This window comes from Sinorhizobium sp. 22678 (assembly GCF_052044265.1).
In the GTDB taxonomy this organism is placed as follows: domain Bacteria; phylum Pseudomonadota; class Alphaproteobacteria; order Rhizobiales; family Rhizobiaceae; genus Sinorhizobium; species Sinorhizobium meliloti_A.
On record NZ_JBQEMS010000001.1, the window covers coordinates 82358 to 100951 of the forward strand.

The 18594-nt window shown below is 62.7% G+C and carries 15 protein-coding genes and 1 tRNA gene; 5 read left to right on the top strand and 11 right to left on the bottom strand.

Annotated elements, in window-relative coordinates; genetic code table 11:
* Positions 1–30 precede the first annotated feature (30 nt).
* Both ACTJKL_RS00585 and ACTJKL_RS00590 read left to right on the top strand, forming a co-directional pair.
* Complete coding sequence (locus ACTJKL_RS00585; RefSeq protein WP_440851916.1) at positions 31–264, top strand: hypothetical protein; 234 nt, start codon at positions 31–33, stop codon at positions 262–264.
* The gene (locus ACTJKL_RS00590; RefSeq protein WP_440851917.1) at positions 251–1435 is read left to right on the top strand and encodes a site-specific integrase; all 1185 of its coding nucleotides are present in this window, start codon (positions 251–253) and stop codon (positions 1433–1435) included. The genes ACTJKL_RS00585 and ACTJKL_RS00590 overlap by 14 nt, the downstream gene beginning before the upstream one ends.
* Before the next feature lie 87 nt (positions 1436–1522).
* On the opposite strand, the gene ACTJKL_RS00595 is transcribed toward ACTJKL_RS00590, so the two are convergent.
* The 9 genes from ACTJKL_RS00595 to ACTJKL_RS00635 all read right to left on the bottom strand — a co-directional run bounded on the left by ACTJKL_RS00595 (position 1523) and on the right by ACTJKL_RS00635 (position 11543).
* Positions 1523–1598: transfer RNA gene (locus tag ACTJKL_RS00595), tRNA-Lys, on the bottom strand.
* A 126-nt stretch (positions 1599–1724) separates the two neighbouring features.
* The gene (locus tag ACTJKL_RS00600) at positions 1725–2642 is read right to left on the bottom strand and encodes a PhzF family protein (RefSeq protein ID WP_440851918.1); all 918 of its coding nucleotides are present in this window, start codon (positions 2640–2642) and stop codon (positions 1725–1727) included.
* Positions 2643–2818: 176 nt separating this feature from the next.
* On the bottom strand, positions 2819–3568 hold the full coding sequence (locus ACTJKL_RS00605; protein ID WP_440851919.1) for an NUDIX hydrolase: 750 nt from the start codon (positions 3566–3568) through the stop codon (positions 2819–2821).
* Positions 3569–3570: 2 nt separating this feature from the next.
* Entirely contained in the window at positions 3571–4677 is a 1107-nt protein-coding gene (locus tag ACTJKL_RS00610) for an endonuclease/exonuclease/phosphatase family protein (protein ID WP_440851920.1), read from the bottom strand.
* A gap of 145 nt (positions 4678–4822) precedes the next feature.
* Positions 4823–5266: an NlpC/P60 family protein gene (locus ACTJKL_RS00615; protein ID WP_100674869.1), complete on the bottom strand. Its 444-nt coding sequence runs from the start codon at positions 5264–5266 to the stop codon at positions 4823–4825.
* A 778-nt stretch (positions 5267–6044) separates the two neighbouring features.
* A complete protein-coding gene (locus tag ACTJKL_RS00620) occupies positions 6045–7379 on the bottom strand; it encodes a TadE/TadG family type IV pilus assembly protein (RefSeq protein WP_440851921.1) in 1335 nt (444 codons plus the stop codon).
* A gap of 546 nt (positions 7380–7925) precedes the next feature.
* Entirely contained in the window at positions 7926–9665 is a 1740-nt protein-coding gene (locus ACTJKL_RS00625; RefSeq protein WP_275599866.1) for a TRAP transporter large permease, read from the bottom strand.
* The gene (locus tag ACTJKL_RS00630) at positions 9662–10363 is read right to left on the bottom strand and encodes a TRAP transporter small permease subunit (RefSeq protein ID WP_338283959.1); all 702 of its coding nucleotides are present in this window, start codon (positions 10361–10363) and stop codon (positions 9662–9664) included. Before ACTJKL_RS00630 ends, ACTJKL_RS00625 begins: the two co-directional genes overlap by 4 nt.
* 40 nt (positions 10364–10403) lie before the next feature.
* Positions 10404–11543: a TRAP transporter substrate-binding protein gene (locus ACTJKL_RS00635; RefSeq protein ID WP_275597723.1), complete on the bottom strand. Its 1140-nt coding sequence runs from the start codon at positions 11541–11543 to the stop codon at positions 10404–10406.
* Positions 11544–11818: 275 nt separating this feature from the next.
* Between ACTJKL_RS00635 and ACTJKL_RS00640 the strand changes: the two genes are divergently transcribed.
* Together ACTJKL_RS00640 and ACTJKL_RS00645 are read left to right on the top strand one after the other, a co-directional pair.
* Positions 11819–13147, top strand: coding sequence for a PQQ-dependent sugar dehydrogenase (locus ACTJKL_RS00640; protein WP_440851922.1), 1329 nt, complete (start codon positions 11819–11821; stop codon positions 13145–13147).
* Between the two features lie 185 nt (positions 13148–13332).
* Entirely contained in the window at positions 13333–15102 is a 1770-nt protein-coding gene (locus ACTJKL_RS00645; protein WP_440851923.1) for an adenylate/guanylate cyclase domain-containing protein, read from the top strand.
* Between the two features lie 234 nt (positions 15103–15336).
* On the opposite strand, the gene ftsZ is transcribed toward ACTJKL_RS00645, so the two are convergent.
* Positions 15337–16374, bottom strand: coding sequence for a cell division protein FtsZ (ftsZ, locus tag ACTJKL_RS00650; protein WP_018095334.1), 1038 nt, complete (start codon positions 16372–16374; stop codon positions 15337–15339).
* A 225-nt stretch (positions 16375–16599) separates the two neighbouring features.
* Here ftsZ and ACTJKL_RS00655 point away from each other — a divergent pair, with 225 nt between their 5' ends.
* Positions 16600–16794, top strand: a complete 195-nt coding sequence (locus ACTJKL_RS00655) for a hypothetical protein (RefSeq protein WP_440851924.1) — start codon at positions 16600–16602, stop codon at positions 16792–16794.
* A 36-nt stretch (positions 16795–16830) separates the two neighbouring features.
* Here ACTJKL_RS00655 and ACTJKL_RS00660 read toward each other — a convergent pair whose 3' ends face one another.
* Positions 16831–18543, bottom strand: a complete 1713-nt coding sequence (locus tag ACTJKL_RS00660; RefSeq protein ID WP_411933639.1) for an HAD-IIB family hydrolase — start codon at positions 18541–18543, stop codon at positions 16831–16833.
* Between the last annotated feature and the right edge of the window lie 51 nt (positions 18544–18594).

An 18594-nucleotide genomic window follows, 5' to 3' on the forward strand; every position in this document is an offset into this window, starting at 1 on the left:
CTTGTCCCGCCGGGCAGTTGGCCACCGCGGATGACGGCAGACATGGCAGCGGGATATTGCGGCGAAAAGCACGTCGAGGATTTCCTCGAGCGCGTCGGAACGACCTATCCGAACCCGCGCATCGTTGACAGCACGCGACGGAAGTTCTGGTATCGTGAGGATCTGGACCGGGCGATGAACCTCAGCACATCGACGATGTCTTCGGGATTGGGAGCGAAGTTCCGTGAGAAGATCAGGGAAAAGCGGAACAGTGGAACTGCCTAGGCACGTGCACCGCGTAATCAAGCGACGCGCCAACGGTTCGCAAACCGTCTACACCTTCTACACCCGGTTCCGGAACACCAAGGAGGCGTGGCCGTCGATCGCCCTTCCGGAACCGCTTGAGAAAGAGTTCTCCGAACGCCTGTCGATTTGCGAAGCCATGGCCCGCGATGAAAAAGGCTTCCTGCTGGACGGCAAGCGGCTACCGGATCTGAAGAGCAAAGAGTTTTGGCCCGAGGCCACGAAGGCGCACGAAGCATTCATCCGTCGCGGCCGCCAAGGCATCAAGGATTTCAAAGCGCTCGTCGAAGCCTTCCAGAGCGAGACCAATCCCTTCTGGACCAAGCTGGCGCCTTCCACCCAGCGCGGCTACAGAACCTCTGGCGACATTATCAAAGAGACGTGGGGAGACGACCTCCCGGTCGACTTGACGACGGTCGATGCGCAGGACGCGATAGACGCCCTCGGAGAGACGCCGGCGAAGGCAAACCAGTTCCGAGCATTCCTGTCCCGCCTGATGGCGTGGGGCGCCTCACGCGGCTACTGCAAGACGAACGTCGTGGAGATGACGGAAAAGATACCGGGCGGAGAACCGTGGGTGCCGTGGCCGAACTGGGCTTTTGAGATCCTGCTGGAGCACGCACCGTTTCACATGCAGATGATCGCCATGTCGGCATTCTTCACCGGGCAGCGCCAGGGCGACGTGCTGGCCATGACCAAGCCGAAGGCCGGCGAGAATACAATCGCCGTCCGCGCGCAGAAGACGGGAAACACAGTTTGGATTCCGATCCACTTCGCCTATCGAAAATGGATCGACCGAGTGCCAACCTCGGACAGCGTGATGCTGCACGCCGGCGCTCGCGCCACGTCATACAAGAGCGCAGACGGATTCCGGACCGAATGGCAGAAGCTCATGGCGAAAGAGGCGTTCAAGCCGTTCCGTGAGAACCGCATCGTCTTCCACGGTCTGCGCAAGAACGCAGTGATCAATCTGCTGGAGGTTGGCTGCACCGAGAACCAGGTGGGGGCGATCTGCAACATGTCGGCGCAGATGGTGCAGCACTACGGCCGAGAGGTGGCTCTGAGGAGCCTCGCGAAGGACGCGATGAAGCTCATGGAAGCGCGCTGGAGCGAGATCGAGCCGGCCGCCTTCAGGAACAAGAACGGAACGTGAATTGGAAACCGTTTCCAATTTCTTGGAAACCAGTCATCCGGAAATCCCGGACACCTTCGAAATTGCGCAATGATTTCAAGGGGTTTTTGGTGGGTGATCACGGGCTCGAACCGTGGACCCGCTGATTAAGAGTCAGCTGCTCTACCAACTGAGCTAATCACCCGACCGGAACCGCTTCGCTGCGGTCTGGTGGGGCGTATAATGGCGTTCGCCGGGCTTGTCCAGCGCCCTTTGCAAGTTTTCTGCAAAAATTTCAGCGCGGTGCATTCGTGCGTCCTTCGCCGCCACTTCAGACCGTCAACTCCCCTTCGGCAACTTTTGTGGCATGGCCGCCTATCCGCGCGCTCGCGATCTTGCCCTCCGCTATGTCCAGATGCAGATGAATGAAGGAAGGGCGGCCCATTTCGACCCCCTGCTCGATCAGCATGGGGTGGTGGCCATCGACCAGGCCGTCGAAGAAGTTGATGGCGCCCGAAAGAGCGGCCGCGGCCGAGCCGGTTGCCGGGTCTTCGACGAGGCCCATGCCCGGGGCGAACATCCGGGCATGAAAGCGGGCTGTATGATTGATGCCGCCGCGACAGTAGAGATAGGCTGCAGCGAGCCGGCCCTCGGCAAGCGGTGCAAGGTGCTCCCAGCGCTGCGGATCGAATTCCACCGAAGCCGCCGCGCCGACGTCATGGAGGGGCACCATGACGAAGGGAACGCCGGCGCTCCAGAACGACGGCACATGATTTTCAAAGCCGACCTGCGTCGTCTTGAGCGCAAGGGCGTCGGCGATCTCCTGCCGGTCCAACTGCGCGTGGAGCCGGATCGGTTTGCGCGGCAGGTCGAATTCGGCGAAGGTCGCCGCTCCCGGCTTCAGCCTGACGGCAGCGCGGACCGGCCCCACGCTTTCTTCCAGCACCTGCATCAGTTCGAGCGCACTGTTGGCCTCCCCGTAGGCCGCTTCCGCAATTGCTACGGCCGCTCCGACTGTCGGGTGTCCGGCGAAGGGCAGCTCGTGTGCCGGCGTGAATATCCGAAGCCGGGCGGAATGGGCGGCGTTGCCGGGCCGCAGGATGAAAACCGTTTCGGAAAGGTTGAACTCCTGGGCGATCGCCTGCATGGCTTCCTCGGCAAGCCCCTCGGCCTCGAACACCACTGCCAGAGGGTTGCCCGCCAGCCGTTTCTCGGTGAAGACATCGTAGATCGCGTAACGCCGTGCCATACATGTCCCCTTATTGGTCCGGGTCGTTGTAGATTAGGTCCGGGTAGCGCGGTATTACGAAGATCCCGTCTGCCGACGCCGCGACGTCGGGTCAAAACTCTGCTGTGCCGCACCGCTCGCGACCTTGCAACGCCAGCGCCCCGGCGGCAAGGCAAAATGCCCGCGGCGACGTACCTTCACGCCATCTGCTGCCCGCGGCTACGCGCAAAAAGCCATTCAAGTATGGGTGGAATGAACGGCGGATAATTATGTGCGGTCGGCTCTGGCCCCCGGATCGCCACCGCCTCGTCGATCTCGGGATGGGGATCGGCAGCAACATGCGCCGCCACCCGTGCAAGGATTTCCTCCGCCGTGGCCGCCAACCGGAAAACGCGGAAGACGGTAAGGGTGCCATCCATGCGGATGGCGTGCCAGCCCGGCTCTGCGATCGCCTCGGAAAGCGAGATGCCGGTTTCCTCCATGACCTCGCGCGCGATGTTGCGCGCGACGTCGCAGCGCCCGTCGATGATGTCCTCTGGCTCCAGCGAACCGCCGGGGCTATAGACCCGGCCCGGATTGGCCGTGTGCGCACCCATGCGGATGGCGATCAAGGCGCCGTCCGAAGAGACGAGCATCGGCATGCCGAAGATATGGCTCGCGCCCGCCGCCCTCGTTTTCCGCCACCAGAGAAAGGTCGAATAGGGAACGATGTGGGCCCGCGCGCTGATGCGCCCGTCCGTGATCCGGACCGACCTCTGCAGTACCATCCGGCCGTCGAAAAGGTGTGGGTTCGCGGCGATTTCCCGCTGCCAGCTTTCGCGCGCCCGATCCGCCTCTGCCAGATGGAACGGATGGGGCTCGGGCGAGACCTCTATATCGATGTCCGAGACCGGGAAGATCGTCCCGTCGAGAGGCCATTGCCCCTGGCTGGTTTCCAGTAAGGTCATCTTCAAATATCCAAGGTCATTACAACAGGGCAATGGTCGGAGGCTTTCGGACGGTCCCAGCCGGTGCGCGGATAACGCTCGACCTCCTGCCCCGCGGGAAAGATCGTGCGATAGGGCTGCCCGGAACGGATGATTTCAGGCAGCCGGGCCGCGTTGCGGCGCGCCAGCTCCGGCGACAGCCAGATATAGTCGAGCTGGCAGAGATGCCGATCATCCGGCCCCCGGCTATGGAAGAGCGTCCAGCGGTCGAGGACCGGCCGGCGCAGATTAGGATTTTCGACAAAGCCGTCGTGGCTCAGGATGTCGAGCGCGCTCGTCGTTTCCTCATGCGGCACGAATTCATAGCCGTTGCGCCGGTCGCCCAGCACCTTCACCTTCTCCTGATAGTCATTCATATCGCCACAGATGGCGAAGACTTTGTCGGCCGTATGTCCGCGGCCGAAGCGGCGTTCGATGATATGGCGCACGGCCTTCACCTCCGCGACACGCACGGCCATCGTCGCCTGCCGGCCGTCGAGACCTTCGCGCGCCGGCCCCATGGACTTGAAATGCACCACATAGAGGGTCAGCGGCCTCCCGCCGATTCTCACATCCAATTCGAGGCAATCGCGTTTGAAGATGCGGTCGCGGGGCCGGTTCGTAAGTGCCAGTTCGTCGCTGAAAAGGTCGAGATCCTCATAGGTGAGCGCAGCGTGGCTCTTTACCTCCAGGCACTCGATCTTCTGGCCGCCGCGGGTCTCCTCCCGCATCAGCACGGCGACATCTATGCCGCGGGAGTCGTTGCCTTCGATCAGATATTTCTGGCGATAGCCGTTGCCGGCCATGCGAAACAGATAGCCATATTCGAAGGCCTGCAGCGCCGCCATGTTGTCGGCCTCCTGCAGGCAGAGAATATCGGCGTCGCAATCGGCAATCGCCAGCGCCGACATCTGCCGGGTGTCGTCCGTATGCGCGATCGTGCGTGCCTCTTCCAGACGCTGGTATTCCGCCTCGCTGCGAACGTCGAAGAGCCGCAACACCCGATCCTGCTTGAGCTGGTTGCGAAAGCCGGAAAAATCGAAGCGGCTCATGAGGTTTTCGATATTGAAGGTGGCAAGGCGAAGCGACATCAGGGGCAATTCCACATTGAATTGCCGCGGAGATTAGAGCGGGACGAGCAAGAGTGTAAAGCTGCAGATTGTGCCGCGCGCGAGCCCTCCGCGGCGTCGCCGTCCGCCGGGAACCTTGCGATGAGCCCGTGCGCGGCCTTGGCCGCTATCGTCTTACCGCCACCACCTGGGCCCGGCTGAAATAGGACAACTGCACGCGACCCGACTGGTTGCCGCCGATAAGACGTGCGGTCGATTTGGACATCTGCGACAGGACGCCGACGTGATAGCTCCGTCCGGCTCTGACGACGACGACGTCGCCCGGCTTTGCGTAGGACAGCTTGACGGGCGCACCGAACCTCAGCCACGAGCGGGCGATGCCATAGCTCTTCGGTGGCTGCCGGCCGGATTTCCGGGCGACCATCCCCATGAAATGGCCGCACCAGGGCGTACGGGCCGGATTGATGCCGAGAGCGGCGCGCAGGCGCCTGTTGTTCTTCACCTCGTGCAGCCCGGCATATTGCTGGGCCTGGGTGAGCATTCCCGCTGATGCGGTGTCGGGTGACGTAAGCGCAAGAAATGCTGCAGTCAGAAGCGCGACAACCTTCATGAGTTGGTCTCCCTCACGGCGCTGCGCGTCCAATCAGACGCAAAGTCGCCGTAGCACCTGGTTTTGCCGCATCTTCCGGATTGACTTCGATCCAAAAGATGCAGCCGGCGCGGACGGCGTCATGCCGGCCTTCGCCTGCCTCTTCGTCTCCGTCCATCGCAAGAAGTTCGCCCCTTCCGCAGACGCGCATATGCACGCGCCGAGCCGCTCCGCATTCGGGAATGCGTCCCGATCGCAGATGAAGATGGCTCCGGAATCAAAGGGCTAGAGCGTCCTCCACCGAGGCGTGCAGCGACGGCCGCGCCCAGCGCCCGTTAAAGGCGCCAAGGCCGCATGCCTGGATCGCTGCACGGTCCGCCCGTGAGCGGTACCGTGTCGGCAGCCGTCAAGGCTGCACTACGCCTTCGGCACAAAGCACAAAGGACTCTCTAGCGCTTTGAGGCTGCACATGACCGTCTCCGAAAACCGAATATGGATTTTCAGCGCGGTGTTGCAGCCGGCCCGCGAATTGCAATGGCCGTGCCCCCAACCTGATGGCGTTCGCTTTGCGAGAGTTCGAAATTCCCCTGCCAGCCGGTGGTCAGCAGGCGAAAACTTGCCGGCTAGGTGAAGCGAAATTGTGGCAAAGACCGCTTGACTTGCGCAATTGGCGTCGATTTCTTCGCCAATTCGCTACTGTGGCCCGAAATTGGCGCGTTTTTGCCTATCGGTCCGCGGCTGTTGACCCTTATCCCGCCCCGGCGGCCAGCATGGCGGCCTGGCGTCGCTGCTTTCAGGATCAGCGCACCAGACGAATGGCGCCCGGATAATTGAAATGGGTATTGGCAAGCTCCTTGCTGCAATCCATCTTGAAAGTACTGTTGCCGATCAGCGTGATCTCCTGTGCGATCAATCTGATGCACTCACCGCTGGTCGTGCCGTTGCCGGCATATTGGAGCTCGCCGGCGTCGGGCAAATAGAGGATCCCTGTCAGCGAGGATTTGCTGTTGCCGTTGATGACGGCTGGTGCGGCGTTGCCGTGCTCTGCAACGATCGAGAAGCCGGCCCAACTGCCCTCGAGCGAAGGCGAGATATTGAAGGTGGCGCCTCCATTGATTCTGAGTTCCGCATCGTTGATCAGGAAAAAGGTCACGCCCTGACCGCTGACGACCGTCTGGCTGCCGAGTTCGAGCCGGCCGCCGTCGATGATGTAATTGCCCGCCTGGAGTGCGACTGCTCCTTTCAGATCCAGGCCTCCGTAGGTACCGGGTTTCAGCGTCACCACATGGCCGTCGGCATTTTTCGGTGTCTTTCCGGTGCCGTTGCAATCGCCGTTGCCGCCGCCTCCGGCGACGTAGGCCTGACCGCAGCCGGAAAGATCCGTCCAGCCCGAAGGCCTGGGGAGCACCTTGCTCGCAAATGGATCGGGTATGCGCGGCGATCCTTCCACGGCGGCCCCGCAGGCGAGCTGCACTGCCTGCGGCGAGCTGTAGATGCCGCCCGCCGCGTAAAGACACTCGGCTTTGAGCTTGCCTGAGCCGCCGATATAGACCGACTGATCGTCGTCGGAGTTCGAAAGGACCGCGCATCCCGTCAGATCGGCAATTGCGCTGCCGCTGACCTCGAATGCCCGGTCTGCCGTGCGATGAAGGGCAAGAATGCAGGCCTCCGCCCCGGAGGCGCGCGCGGCAATCGCCAGGCGCCGGATCTGCAGCGGCAGGCGCTCGAGGAAGAGCGGCTTGTTGTCCAGCACGAATTCGGCGGTAGCGGTATCTTCATTCACATTGCGCGTGAACTTTACGGACAGCGCCTGCGTGGACGGCTCCGTGGCGACGGCCAGCGCGTCGACGACGCTCTCCTGCGGCAGCGCATAATTGCTCCAGAAGAACTTTTGCGCCGCGGCGTAGGCGTCGTCCTCGGTCGCGCCCTCGCCATAGGCGCGGACCGAGCCGAGCGCGGCCGCATCGAGAGCGCTCTGGATTTTCTCCGCCTCCAGGTAAGCCCCGGCGAAGTCGATCGCCAGCGCAGCCGCGCCGATGATCGGAACGAAAGCGATCGCGCCCAGAACGGCGAAGTTGCCGCTCCTGTCGCGCACCAATCTTCTCAGATGCAGGCGGAACGTCGCGGCCCTCATAGCCTTCCCTCTCAGCAGCCCCACCGCAACACATAAGCATTAACTAATTTTAGGATCGTTACCAAACACGTTCGGCTTTTATGAAATCTCTACAGGAAGGGCGGGAGACCTCGACTTCCATCGCGACAAATTCCGGAAGCGCCCGGGTGTAAAGCTCTCCAAGCCGCCTCCTGCGCAAGAATCGGTCGTAGTTCGTAACAAATCGCCCTGAAAAGTTACTGGACCAAGGCCACCGATCTCGTCAAAAATAACGGTGCAATCAGGGAAATGATTTCAGTAGCAATTTAGATCGGAGCTCCCTTCGGGGTGAACGCCGATTGCGAGGATTTACCCGGTCGAGCTCGCGGCAGCCCCCGGGCGGAGAGTGATGGATATGCCCGGGGCGTCTGGCAGCCGGGTGTGATATTGCCGCCGGGAAAATAGAGAGATTGAAATTTTCGCCGCAATTTACCAGGACCCGCTCGCTGACGGCGGGCCCTGGTTTTGTATGGGCGCTCCTGGCGCCGGGTCATTTCCGCGGCGCCGTTCATCGCCGCAGCAAGCGCGTCAGCCATAGAGATATTCGGGCAGCCAGAGCGTCATGCCCGGCCAGATATACATCATGATCATGCAGAGGATGACGATGAGCATGTAAGGCATCATGCCCGCGAATATCTGGTTGAGGGTAACCTGCGGCGGCGACACGCCCTTGAGATAGTAGGCCGACATCGCAACCGGCGGGGACAGGAACGCAGCCTGCAAATTGACGAAGACGAGCACGCCCCAGAGGATCGGGTCGATGTCGAAATGGTGGAGCATCGGCAGAAAGATCGGCACGAAGATGATGATGATCTCGGTCCATTCGAGCGGCCAGCCGAGAATGAAGATGATCGCCTGAGACAGGATCATGAACTGCACCGGCGTGAGATCCAGCGCGAGAACCCATTGCTCCACCAGCGCCTGTCCGCCGAGGATCGCGAAAACGGCGGAGAAAAGCGCCGACCCGACGAAGAGCCAGCAGACCATGGCGGTCGTCTTCGCGGTCAGGAACACCGCCTCCTTGGTGCGCTGCCAGTCGAGAGTCCGCGCCTGGAGCGCCAGCAGGAAGGCACCGGCCGCGCCGACGGCGGCGGATTCCGTCGCGGTGGTTATGCCGAACAGGATCACCCCGAGCACCACCACCGTGAGGATTGCGAGCGGCATGACGGAGGAAACGAGGAGCTTCACCACCTGCAGCCGTTCCGCCGTCATGTTGCGGTAGTAGCGCAGCAGCGCGAAGACGGCGATTGCGGCGGCAAGGCCGAACCAGACGTAGAAGCTCGTCGCAGGGCCGCCAGCCGCTGCAGGCCCGGCATCGGCTACCGGCGCGCCGAGCTCTTCCAGCCCCTCCGGTGCTTCGGTCGCGGCCGCCTGTTGATGAATGACGACATACCACCAGAGAAGCCAGAGCGTGGACGCCGTCAGCAGCAGCGGGAAGAGCGCCGCAGCAAGGTTCTTGACGAGTTTCCAATAGGTGAGCCGTCCCTCTTCCCCTTTGATCCCGAGCGCGCGTGATGGCGAGACGAGCGCTGCGAGAAGACCGGCGAGCATGTTGGGTGAATAGACCTCTGCGAAATGCTTCATCCATGGCGGCACCGGGACGCGCGTCTGTTCCTCGGGCAGACTCGGAGCGATCTTCGGATTGAGCATCGCCCAGCCGAGGACATAGGCGAGATAGAGGAGCGCCAGAAAGAAGCCGGGAAACATCGTCGCCGCATAAAGCTTGACCACCGACTGGCCGGCGACGGCCGCATAGACGATGATCATCACCGACGGAGGGATCAGGATGCCCAGCGTGCCTCCGGCGGTGATGACGCCCGAGGCAAGCTTCACATCGTAACCGGCCCGCAGCATCGGGTTCATGGCGATCACCCCCATCAGCACAACCACGGCGCCGACGAGGCCGCTGGCGATGCCCCAGAAGGTGCAGACGATGAGCGTTGTCACCGCGAGCGATGCCGGAACGCGCCGGAATGACAGCTGTATGCTGTAGAACATCTTGTCGACCAGCGCGCCGCGCTCCATCACGTAGCCCATCAGCACGAAAAGCGGGATGGAGATCAGCACGTCATTGGTCATGGCGCCGTAGGTGCGCTGGACCATGAGATCGAAGACGCGATTGTCGATCCAGGGTTCCACCGGATTGTAGAAGGCGTAGAAGCCGAACAGCATTCCGAGACCCATGAGGGTGAAGGCCGTCGGAAATCCCATCATGATCACGACCACGATGAGGCCCAGCATCGTCAAACCAAGAAAAGGTTCACTCACCGCTCTCCCCCTCCGAGGCCGCGCTGCCGGGCCGCCCTGTCGATATCCTGCGCGCGTTCGATGGCAGCTTCACGCGTTTCCTCGTCCAGGTGCTCGCTATGGGCAAGCTGCTCGGCGACGACATCGATCTCTTCGACGTCCTTCAGCCGCGCCGGCCACGCCCCGGTTCTAAGACAGACGATGCAGCGCAGGATCTCCGCCAGTCCCTGAAGAATGACGAGTGCGCCTGCGATCGGAATGACCGTCTTGAAGTAATAGATCGGCGGCCCTTCGGCGGTCACCGTCGAGTGCTCGCCGATCCGCCATGACAATGCGGCATAGTCGTAGCCTGCATAGATGAGGGCGGCGATCCCGGGCAGGAAGAAGAAGATGTAAAGGATGAGGTCCAACGCCGCCTGCGTGCGCGGCTTCAACGAACTGTAGATGAAATCACCGCGCACATGCGCGTTCTGCGCCAGGGCATAGGCGCCCGCCAGCATGAAGAGGCTGCCGTAGAGCATGTTGCTGGCATCGAAGATCCATGCGGTCGGCATGTTCAGGATATAGCGTTTGAAGACTTCACCGCAGACCAGCATCATCAGACCGATGATCAGCCACGCCGCCGCCTTGCCGGTCCAGACGCTGATGGCGTCGATCCTCATGAGCAGATGCTGAACGTTCACGCGCACCCCCGGGATGGCCAGGTCCTGACCGTACATCACCGGCCCTGAGCCGGTGATGTGCTGGATCGGGATGAAGTCAGAGCGACTTGGCGACCCCGTCTCGCCCGAAATAGTGGTCGAAGGCCATCCGCCGGTTGACGACGGTATCCTGCTCCCAGCGTGTCGCGCGTTCGGCAAAGGCGATCTGGGACTGCAGAACCTCCTTGAACACCGGATTTTCCGCCGATTTCTTCTTCACCACCTCGTCATAGACTTCGAGTTGCCGCTTGAGGATCGCTTCGGGCGTCTTGTAGAACTTGACCTGATCGGCCGTCTGCATCTCGCGATAATCCGTGGAATAGCGGTCGATCGCTTTCCAGGCCATGTCCGCCGACGCCGCGTCCACCGCATTGGTTATGATTGCCTTCATCTGGTCCGGCAGGCCGTCGAACTTTCCTTTGTTGAACAGGATTTCGAATGTCTCGGCATTCTGATGATAGCCCTGCAGCATGCAGACCTTGGAGACGTCGGGAAAGCCGAGCAGGCGATCGGATGAGGCATTGTTGAATTCCGCCGCGTCGAGCAGACCGCGGTCGAGTGCGGCGACGATCTCGCCTCCCGGCAAGGCGTTGACCGCTGCGCCGAGCCCTGTGAACACATCGATCGAGATACCGACGGTGCGAAACTTCAGTCCCTGCAGGTCCTCGGCCTTGGCCACCGGCTTCTTGAACCAGCCCAGCGGCTGTGTCGGCATGGGCCCGTAGGGAAACGACACGACATTGGCGCCGATCGACTCGTAGAGCTTGGCGAGCAGGTCCCTGCCGCCGCCGTATTTGTGCCAGGCCAGCATCATGTTGGCGTCCATGGCGAAGCCGGGCCCCGATCCCCACAGCGCCAGCGCAGTCTGCTTGCCGTAGTGATAGACCATCACGCCGTGGCCCCCATCGAGCGTTCCTTCGGAAACCGCGTCGAGCAGTCCGAATGCCGGCACGACGGCACCGGCCGGAAGCACCTCTATCTTGAGGTCGCCACCAGTCATATCGTTGACCTTCTTTGCGAAGTCGAGCGCGAACTCGTGAAAGATGTCCTTGGACGGCCACGTGCTTTGCCAGCGCATGCTGACCGGCCCTTGTGCCCTCACGATGCTCGGCGCTGCAGCCATGGCCGCCCCGGCCGCTGCGGCGCCGCGGAGAAATTTGCGGCGCGATGGCCCCCCGCTTTCGGCTTTGTGTTTCATGCTTTCCTCCCAAGGCTGCGCGCGAACTCCCTCCCCTTTTGGGAGCGGACTTTTTCGCGGGCATTCACAATCGCTGAAGAGGCACAAGCATCGTCTGGAGACGCGCTGCGCCCCGATTTTTTTCTTGCTGCAGGAGAGAATACTCCCGAATGCGCCCCTCGCAAAGATTGCAGGGAACGAGCGGAGAACGCTGCCAGTCGGATGCGGAAGGGAATAGTATGGCCCAGCGTTCTGTCTCACTGCGAGAGCGGCCGATCTCTTCGGGAGGGCATGGCATGACTACCGTTCCGCGAAACCTGATCGTCATCACCATGGCCGGTGCGCTTATGGCCGGCTGCGCCGGCGTTTCGGCCCGAAATGCGGCTCGCACGACGGGCCTAGTCGGCTACGGCCCGAATCCGACTTTGCCGAAACCGAACCCCACGGTGATCCCGACCGTCAACATCGCCGACGCAAAAGGCTGGCAGGAAGGCGCCACGCCGACACCCGCAAAAGGGCTGAAGGTGAACGCCTTCGCTGCGGGCCTCGATCACCCGCGCTGGCTGCATGTACTGCCGAACGGCGACGTGCTGGTGGCCGAAACCAATGCACCGGCCAAGCACGACGAAGGCTTCAGCCTCAAAAAGGCATTCATGAAGCTGGCGATGAAACGAGCGGGTGCCGCACCGCCAAGCGCCAACCGGATCACGCTTCTGCGCGATACCGACGGCGACGGTATCGCCGATCTTCGCAGAACCTTCGCGGAAGGTCTCAATTCTCCCTTCGGCATGACGCTTTCCAAGGGCAAGCTCTATGTCGCCAATACCGACGCGCTCGTCGCATTCCCCTATTCCCGCGGTCAGACTCGCCTGGGCACGCCGGAAAAGATCATCGACCTGCCGTCGGGAAATCTCAATCACCATTGGACGAAAGACGTGATCGCGAGCCCGGACGGACGAAAGCTCTATGTCACCGTCGGCTCCAACAGCAATGTCGGGGAAAACGGCATGGCTGCGGAAAAATATCGCGCGGCCGTTCTGGAGGTGGACAAGGCAAGCCGCCGCACCCGGGTCTTCGCTTCGGGCCTGCGCAATCCCAACGGCCTGTCCTGGAACCCGGAAAGCGGCGAGCTCTGGGTCGCCGTCAACGAGCGTGACGAGCTTGGCGACGATCTCGTTCCCGACTACATGACCTCCGTCAGGGACGGCGCCTTCTATGGCTGGCCCTACAGCTACTTCGGTCAGAATGTCGATGCGCGCGTCAAGCCGCCGCGCCCGGATCTCGTGGCGAAGGCGGTAAAACCCGACTACGCTCTTGGTTCGCACACCGCTTCGCTGGGGCTGACATTCTCCGAAGGCGCATCGCTCGGGCGCGCCTATGCCAACGGTGCCTTCGTAGGCCAGCACGGCTCCTGGAACCGCAGCGTCCACAGCGGATACAAGGTGATCTTCGTTCCCTTTGCCAAGGGCAAGCCGAACGGCCGACCGAGAGACGTCCTCGCCGGCTTTGTCAGCCGGAGCGGGAAGGCGATGGGCCGGCCGGTCGGCGTTGCGATCGACGAGCAGGGCGCCCTGCTCGTGGCCGACGATGTCGGCAATGTCATCTGGCGCGTCAGCCGTAGATAGCGGTCTTCGCCCCGATAGACTTGCCGCTTCCCCATTGCTACTCTCCCACTCGAGGCGATCGCAATGCGATTTTTCATGGCGTCCGCGGCTCTTTGGAGCGGACCGGAAAGTACGCACGAATTACCGCTCACACATGTTCAACCGATCGGTATTTTCGCTCACGACATCGCCGGGAGACGGACGGCATGAGGCGGCTGGCAGCGATCATGGACGCGGACGTCGTCGGCTATAGCCGGCTGATGGGGCTGGATGAAGCAGGCACGTACCGGGCGGTCAAGCAATGCCGTGATGCCTTCATTCTACCTTTGGTCGCGGCCCATGGCGGAAGGATCGTCAAGCAGGCGGGAGACGGGACGCTCGCGGAATTCGCAAGCGTTCTCGATGCGGTCGCCTGCGCGGTCGCGATCCAGCGAACGATGCATGATCACGCCGGAGGCGCCGAAGCGGAGCGTCTGGAGTTGCGCATCGGCGTCCATCTCGGCGACATCGTCGCTGACGATGGCGACATCCATGGCGAAGGCATTGCCGTTGCCGAGCACCTGCAGGAAATGGCGCCGCCCGGCGGCGTGTGCGTGTCGCAGCAGGTTTATGACCAGATCGGCTTGAAGGTGGATTTCCCCTTGACCGAAATCGGCTGCAGGACATTTGCCGATCTTCCCGGTCCGCTCCGCGCCTGGGGCTGGCAGCCGGGCGGCGCGGCAGGGGAAGTGCCGCCGGCGCCGGCGCAAACCGACCCCCTGCCCGGTAAGAAGCGCCCATCGATCGCGGTCCTGCCCTTCGTGAATCTTTCGAGCGCCGACGAACAGGAACATTTCTCCGACGGCTTTACCGAGGAGTTGATCACCACGCTCGCCCGATGCCGGTGGCTGCGCGTCGTCGCTCGCAACTCCTCCTTCACCTTCAAGGGGAAGGCGGTCGACGCGAGGAGAGTGGCGGAAGACCTGGGTGTCAAATATGTGATCGAAGGCAGCATACGTCGCGCGGCCAACCGCATCCGCATCACGGCGCAATTGCTGAGCGGCGAAACCGGCATGCTGCTCTGGGCAGAACGCTACGACCGCATGCTGGACGATGTTTTCGTGCTCCAGGACGAGATCGCGGGGCAGATCACCGGCACCGTGGAGCCGGAACTCGGCTTCATCGAATTCGCTGCGCTGCGCGGCCACACCGCGACGGACATGGATGCCTGGAACATTTACCTCAAGGCGCTATGGCATCTTTACAAGTTCGATCTGGAAAATCTGAGGATATCCAAGACGCTCTTCGAGCGGGCGGTCGATCTCGAGCCCGCCTTTGCCCAGGCCCATGCGCGGCTTGCCTATGTCCATATACAGCTCGGCTGGTACGGCCCCCTGGAAGAGCGGGCCGACCGGATCGCCGACGCGACGGCGCTCGCGGAACGCGCAATCGCGCTCGACGACCGTGAGCCGGCCGCCCATCTTGCCCTCGGCCGGGCACGGGCGCTCGGCGGGCAGCCGCAGCGGGGCATAGACCACCTGCGGAATGCGCTGAGGCTCGATGCAAGCTTCGCCCAGGGCCACTTCGCCCTCGGGCAAGCGCTTTGCTATGTCGGCCGCCCGGAGGAGGGCATTGCCGCGATCAACGAAGCCTTCCGGTTGAGCCCCCGCGATCCGCATCTGTGGACCTTTTACAATATGGTGGCTATCGCCCACTATCAGTCGGGTCGCTTCGCGCAAGCCGCCGAAGCGGCCCGTGCCTCCCTGCGCCAGGAGAACGCCACCTTCTGGCCGGCAATGGTCCTGGCGGCCTCGCTCGGCGCCATCGACCGGACCGACGAAACCAGTTCGGCCGTGGCGAACCTTCTTCGCCGTCGCCCGGACATGACCGTGAAAACGGCCCGCGCCGAATTCTACTTCGGCAGCGTGCCGGTCATGCCGGAAGATTTCATCGCCCGTTTCGTCAGCGATCTGCGCCGCGCCGGCCTGCCTGACTGATATCCAGCTGCTGCCGAATGGCCCGCTCGAAGGGACATGCGGCGGCGCCTGTCCACCACAGCGTAACCGCAAATAAAATCGCCCACGTGGTGCACGTCCCCTCTCCCCCCTTGCGGGTAGAGGGCCAGCGTGAGGGGCAAACTGCAGCAGGGTTGTGTTCCCTGAAACCCCGCCCCCGTTCGTCACTTTCGTGACATCTCCCCCGTACGGGGGTATCCGCCGGGTCGCCCTATCCTATTGCAGCGTGCGCGAAGGAGCGGCGGCCGCCTGGCCGTTCATGGCCTCCGGCGCCGTCGCCTGAGTTCCGCGGTTGCTGTCGAGGCCGGTCGCGACGACGGACACGCGGAAAGTGCCGTCCAGGCTCCGGTCGAAGATCGCACCGACGACGATGTCGGCTTCGTCGTAAACTTCCTCGCGGATGCGGGTCGCCGCCTCGTCCACCTCGAAAAGCGTCATATCCATTCCGCCGGAGATCGACACGAGCACGCCTTTGGCACCGCGCATGGAGACTTCGTCGAGCAGCGGGTTGGCGATCGCCGCTTCCGCCGCCAGCATCGCGCGGTTCTCGCCGGTCGCTTCGCCCGTGCCCATCATCGCCCGGCCCATGCCCTTCATCACCGTCTTGACGTCGGCGAAGTCGAGATTCATCAGCCCCTCCTTGACGATCAGGTCGGTGATGCAGCTGACGCCCGAATAGAGGACCCGGTCGGCAATCATGAATGCGTCGGCGAAGGTCGTCTTGGCATCGGCGATGCGAAAGAGGTTCTGGTTGGGGATGACGATGACCGTGTCTGCACTCTCCCGCAGCCGCTCGACGCCGAGCTCCGCCGTCTGCATGCGCCGCTGTCCCTCGAAGCTGAAGGGCTTGGTGACGACCGCAACCGTCAGGATCCCGGCCCGCCGCGCCGCTTCCGCGATCACCGGCGCCGCTCCCGTACCGGTTCCGCCGCCCATGCCTGCCGTGACGAAGCACATATGCGTGCCGCCGAGGTGGTCCATGATCTCGTCGATCGATTCCTGCGCGGCCGCATTGCCGATGTCGGGCACCGAACCGGCGCCGAGACCCTCGGTGATGGCAGCGCCCAGCTGGATCCGCCGCTCCGCCTTCGACGTCGCCAGCGCCTGCGCGTCCGTGTTCGCGGCGATGAAATCGACGCCCTGCAGGTTTTCGGCGATCATGTTGTTGATCGCGTTGCCGCCGCCGCCACCGACGCCGATGACCGTGATCTTCGGGCGCATCTCGGTAATGATCGGCTTCTTGTATTCCGTCATGGTTCTTCTCCTTGGGCAGTTCCCCGGCCGCCCGAAAACTCGGAACACGGAGAGCGAATGCGGTGCGGCGCGAATCAGGCGCCTTCATTCTAGGAATTCAAAAAAGCCACAGAGAAGGCAAGAGCGACAAAATCATGGCAGTCCACAACTACCTTCGTCGGCAGGGGAACAAAGAAATATCCGGGCACGTTCAATCTGGGTTTCGCGCAAGGAGGAATGGCTGCCATGGGTACCGAACAAGCCCCGACGGCGAAGGGCAAGCAATCCAGCACCGGCCTGCACAAAGGCGCCGCCAAGGAAGAGAAAAAGACCGAAGCACAAAAGGGATCGGACCTTAGAAAAGGCGCCGATCGGTTCGACGAACGTTCGAAAAGCTCCGACGGCCGCAGCGCCGCCTCGAAGCAGAAGCCGAAAAAGTAAAGAGACGTCTCTTCAACGCCCGCCGCGGGCGCCGGCTCAACCCGCTTCGGATGCGGGCGCGGTGTAGCGCCGGCGCACCGCCTCGGCCAGCCTCTGCCGACTTTCGGCAGGCGAGAGCGAACGATCCTCTTCTATGCCCGCAGCCTCCTCGGCCAACTCCTCGTCGCCGATGTGTTCCTCGAACCACTTCGAGTAATCGCCGTGGCGCAGATGGTGCTCCCAGGTCGCGTCGTCTATGCCTTCGGCGATCTGCAGAAACATCGTCAGATTGTGGGCGCGCAAATTCATCTCGTTCTTCGGACCGCGGAAATAGAAGCTTGCCTCCTCGCCCAACCGGCCCTCCGCATATTTGCGCGTATGCCGCTTGCGGGCTTCCCGAGGTTGCTCGCTCTTGATCCGCCGAACCGGCGCGGGCGGCGTGCGCCGCCAGAAAAGAACCTCGTCTTCCCCGAAAGCAGCATCCAGCCCGTCCGGCAGCGCCTCACCCAAGACGGAGCAAACCGTCGCGATTACGTCGCGCGCCTTGGGACCGAGCGCTGCGACCGCAGTGATCTCCTTGAGAGCATCGGGCGAGACAGAGTCCGGGTGGACCGTGATCATGATCATGCCGGAGCGGTCGTCGGAAAGCGCGAGCGAGGCACTGTCGCGCGCTGCGGGCATGAGATGATGGGCCTCGTCGATAATCAGCCAGTGCGGCCTGCCGGTCTTGGCACGCAGAGCCGACAAGTCGGGCATCAGGCCGGCGAAGAACTCGGGCCGGTCGTTGGGCTCGACGCCTGTTGCGCTGACGACGACGTTATCGTCCGGATTGGCCAGGAGCTCCAGCACCTCCCTGCCCGTAGGCGCGACAGACCCGTTCCCCACGGTCACCGCGCCTTCAAGCCCCTCATAGTCGCCCTCCGGATCGAATATGCAGAGCTGGAAGCGCCGTTCCCGTAATCGCTCCGCAAGGGCGGTCGCCAGTCTCGACTTGCCGATGCCGGAACTCCCCGCTATCAGCAGCACGTCTTGCGGTCCGATCTCCACCGGCCCTTCGTCATCCTCACCGATCGGCACCTGGTGGCGGGCACTCGCGCACAACGCATAATCGGACTCCATGATCCGGTTCATCAGTTGCTCGACGCCGGCCCCGCGCACACCCTCGAGGATCACGTCGGCCGTGTCCTTGAGCGCCGGCAAGGCGTTGGCCACGGCGGCCCCGCAGCCGCACATCCTCAAAAGCGCGTGATCGTTCTCGGCATCGCCCACCCCCACCACGTTGAGAAAGGAAAGCCCCATCTCCTTCAGGGCCGCCTTCAGCCCCGTGGCCTTGTTCACACCCGTCGGGAGCACCATGACGGCGCCCTTGTTGAAGATGATCTCGAGTTCGAGGCCGAGCTCGTTGATCGCTTCGAGCGCGGCTGTCTGGAACGGCTCCCAGGTGGCGACGATGGAACGGCCGACCGACATCCTGTCGACGCCCTTCTCCTTGAGGCGCTCGATGAAGGCCTCCGGCGGCGAGGGTGCAAGCAGCCGCTCCTCGCCGGTTTCCGGCGTATAGAGCAGCGCACCGTTCTCGACGACGACCTTGTCGAACACATCGATTTCGGGAAATACGCTCTTGAGGTCCGGCAGTTCGCGCCCGGTCACGAGCAGAAGCTTGCGCCCGCTCTCCTTCAGCCTCTTCAAGGTCTCCAGAGTTTCCGGACGGACGGCACCGTAATCGGCCAGTGTACCGTCGTAATCCGTCGCAAGAGCCATGACATACATCTGCGTGCCGCCTCCTTCTGTTACCGGCCGCCGGATCCGCTCGATCTTTAG

What these genes read in the sequence shown, in the direction of transcription:
- ACTJKL_RS00585 (WP_440851916.1), top strand. Translation starts at nt 31, where the DNA reads ATGACGGCAGACATGGCAGCGGGATATTGCGGCGAAAAGCACGTCGAG.
- ACTJKL_RS00600 (WP_440851918.1), bottom strand. Translation starts at nt 2,642, where the DNA reads ATGGCACGGCGTTACGCGATCTACGATGTCTTCACCGAGAAACGGCTG.
- ACTJKL_RS00605 (WP_440851919.1), bottom strand. Translation starts at nt 3,568, where the DNA reads ATGACCTTACTGGAAACCAGCCAGGGGCAATGGCCTCTCGACGGGACG.
- ACTJKL_RS00610 (WP_440851920.1), bottom strand. Translation starts at nt 4,677, where the DNA reads ATGTCGCTTCGCCTTGCCACCTTCAATATCGAAAACCTCATGAGCCGC.
- ACTJKL_RS00615 (WP_100674869.1), bottom strand. Translation starts at nt 5,266, where the DNA reads ATGAAGGTTGTCGCGCTTCTGACTGCAGCATTTCTTGCGCTTACGTCA.
- ACTJKL_RS00620 (WP_440851921.1), bottom strand. Translation starts at nt 7,379, where the DNA reads ATGAGGGCCGCGACGTTCCGCCTGCATCTGAGAAGATTGGTGCGCGAC.
- ACTJKL_RS00630 (WP_338283959.1), bottom strand. Translation starts at nt 10,363, where the DNA reads ATGTACGGTCAGGACCTGGCCATCCCGGGGGTGCGCGTGAACGTTCAG.
- ACTJKL_RS00635 (WP_275597723.1), bottom strand. Translation starts at nt 11,543, where the DNA reads ATGAAACACAAAGCCGAAAGCGGGGGGCCATCGCGCCGCAAATTTCTC.
- ACTJKL_RS00640 (WP_440851922.1), top strand. Translation starts at nt 11,819, where the DNA reads ATGACTACCGTTCCGCGAAACCTGATCGTCATCACCATGGCCGGTGCG.
- ACTJKL_RS00645 (WP_440851923.1), top strand. Translation starts at nt 13,333, where the DNA reads ATGAGGCGGCTGGCAGCGATCATGGACGCGGACGTCGTCGGCTATAGC.
- ftsZ (WP_018095334.1), bottom strand. Translation starts at nt 16,374, where the DNA reads ATGACGGAATACAAGAAGCCGATCATTACCGAGATGCGCCCGAAGATC.
- ACTJKL_RS00655 (WP_440851924.1), top strand. Translation starts at nt 16,600, where the DNA reads ATGGGTACCGAACAAGCCCCGACGGCGAAGGGCAAGCAATCCAGCACC.
- ACTJKL_RS00660 (WP_411933639.1), bottom strand. Translation starts at nt 18,543, where the DNA reads ATGTATGTCATGGCTCTTGCGACGGATTACGACGGTACACTGGCCGAT.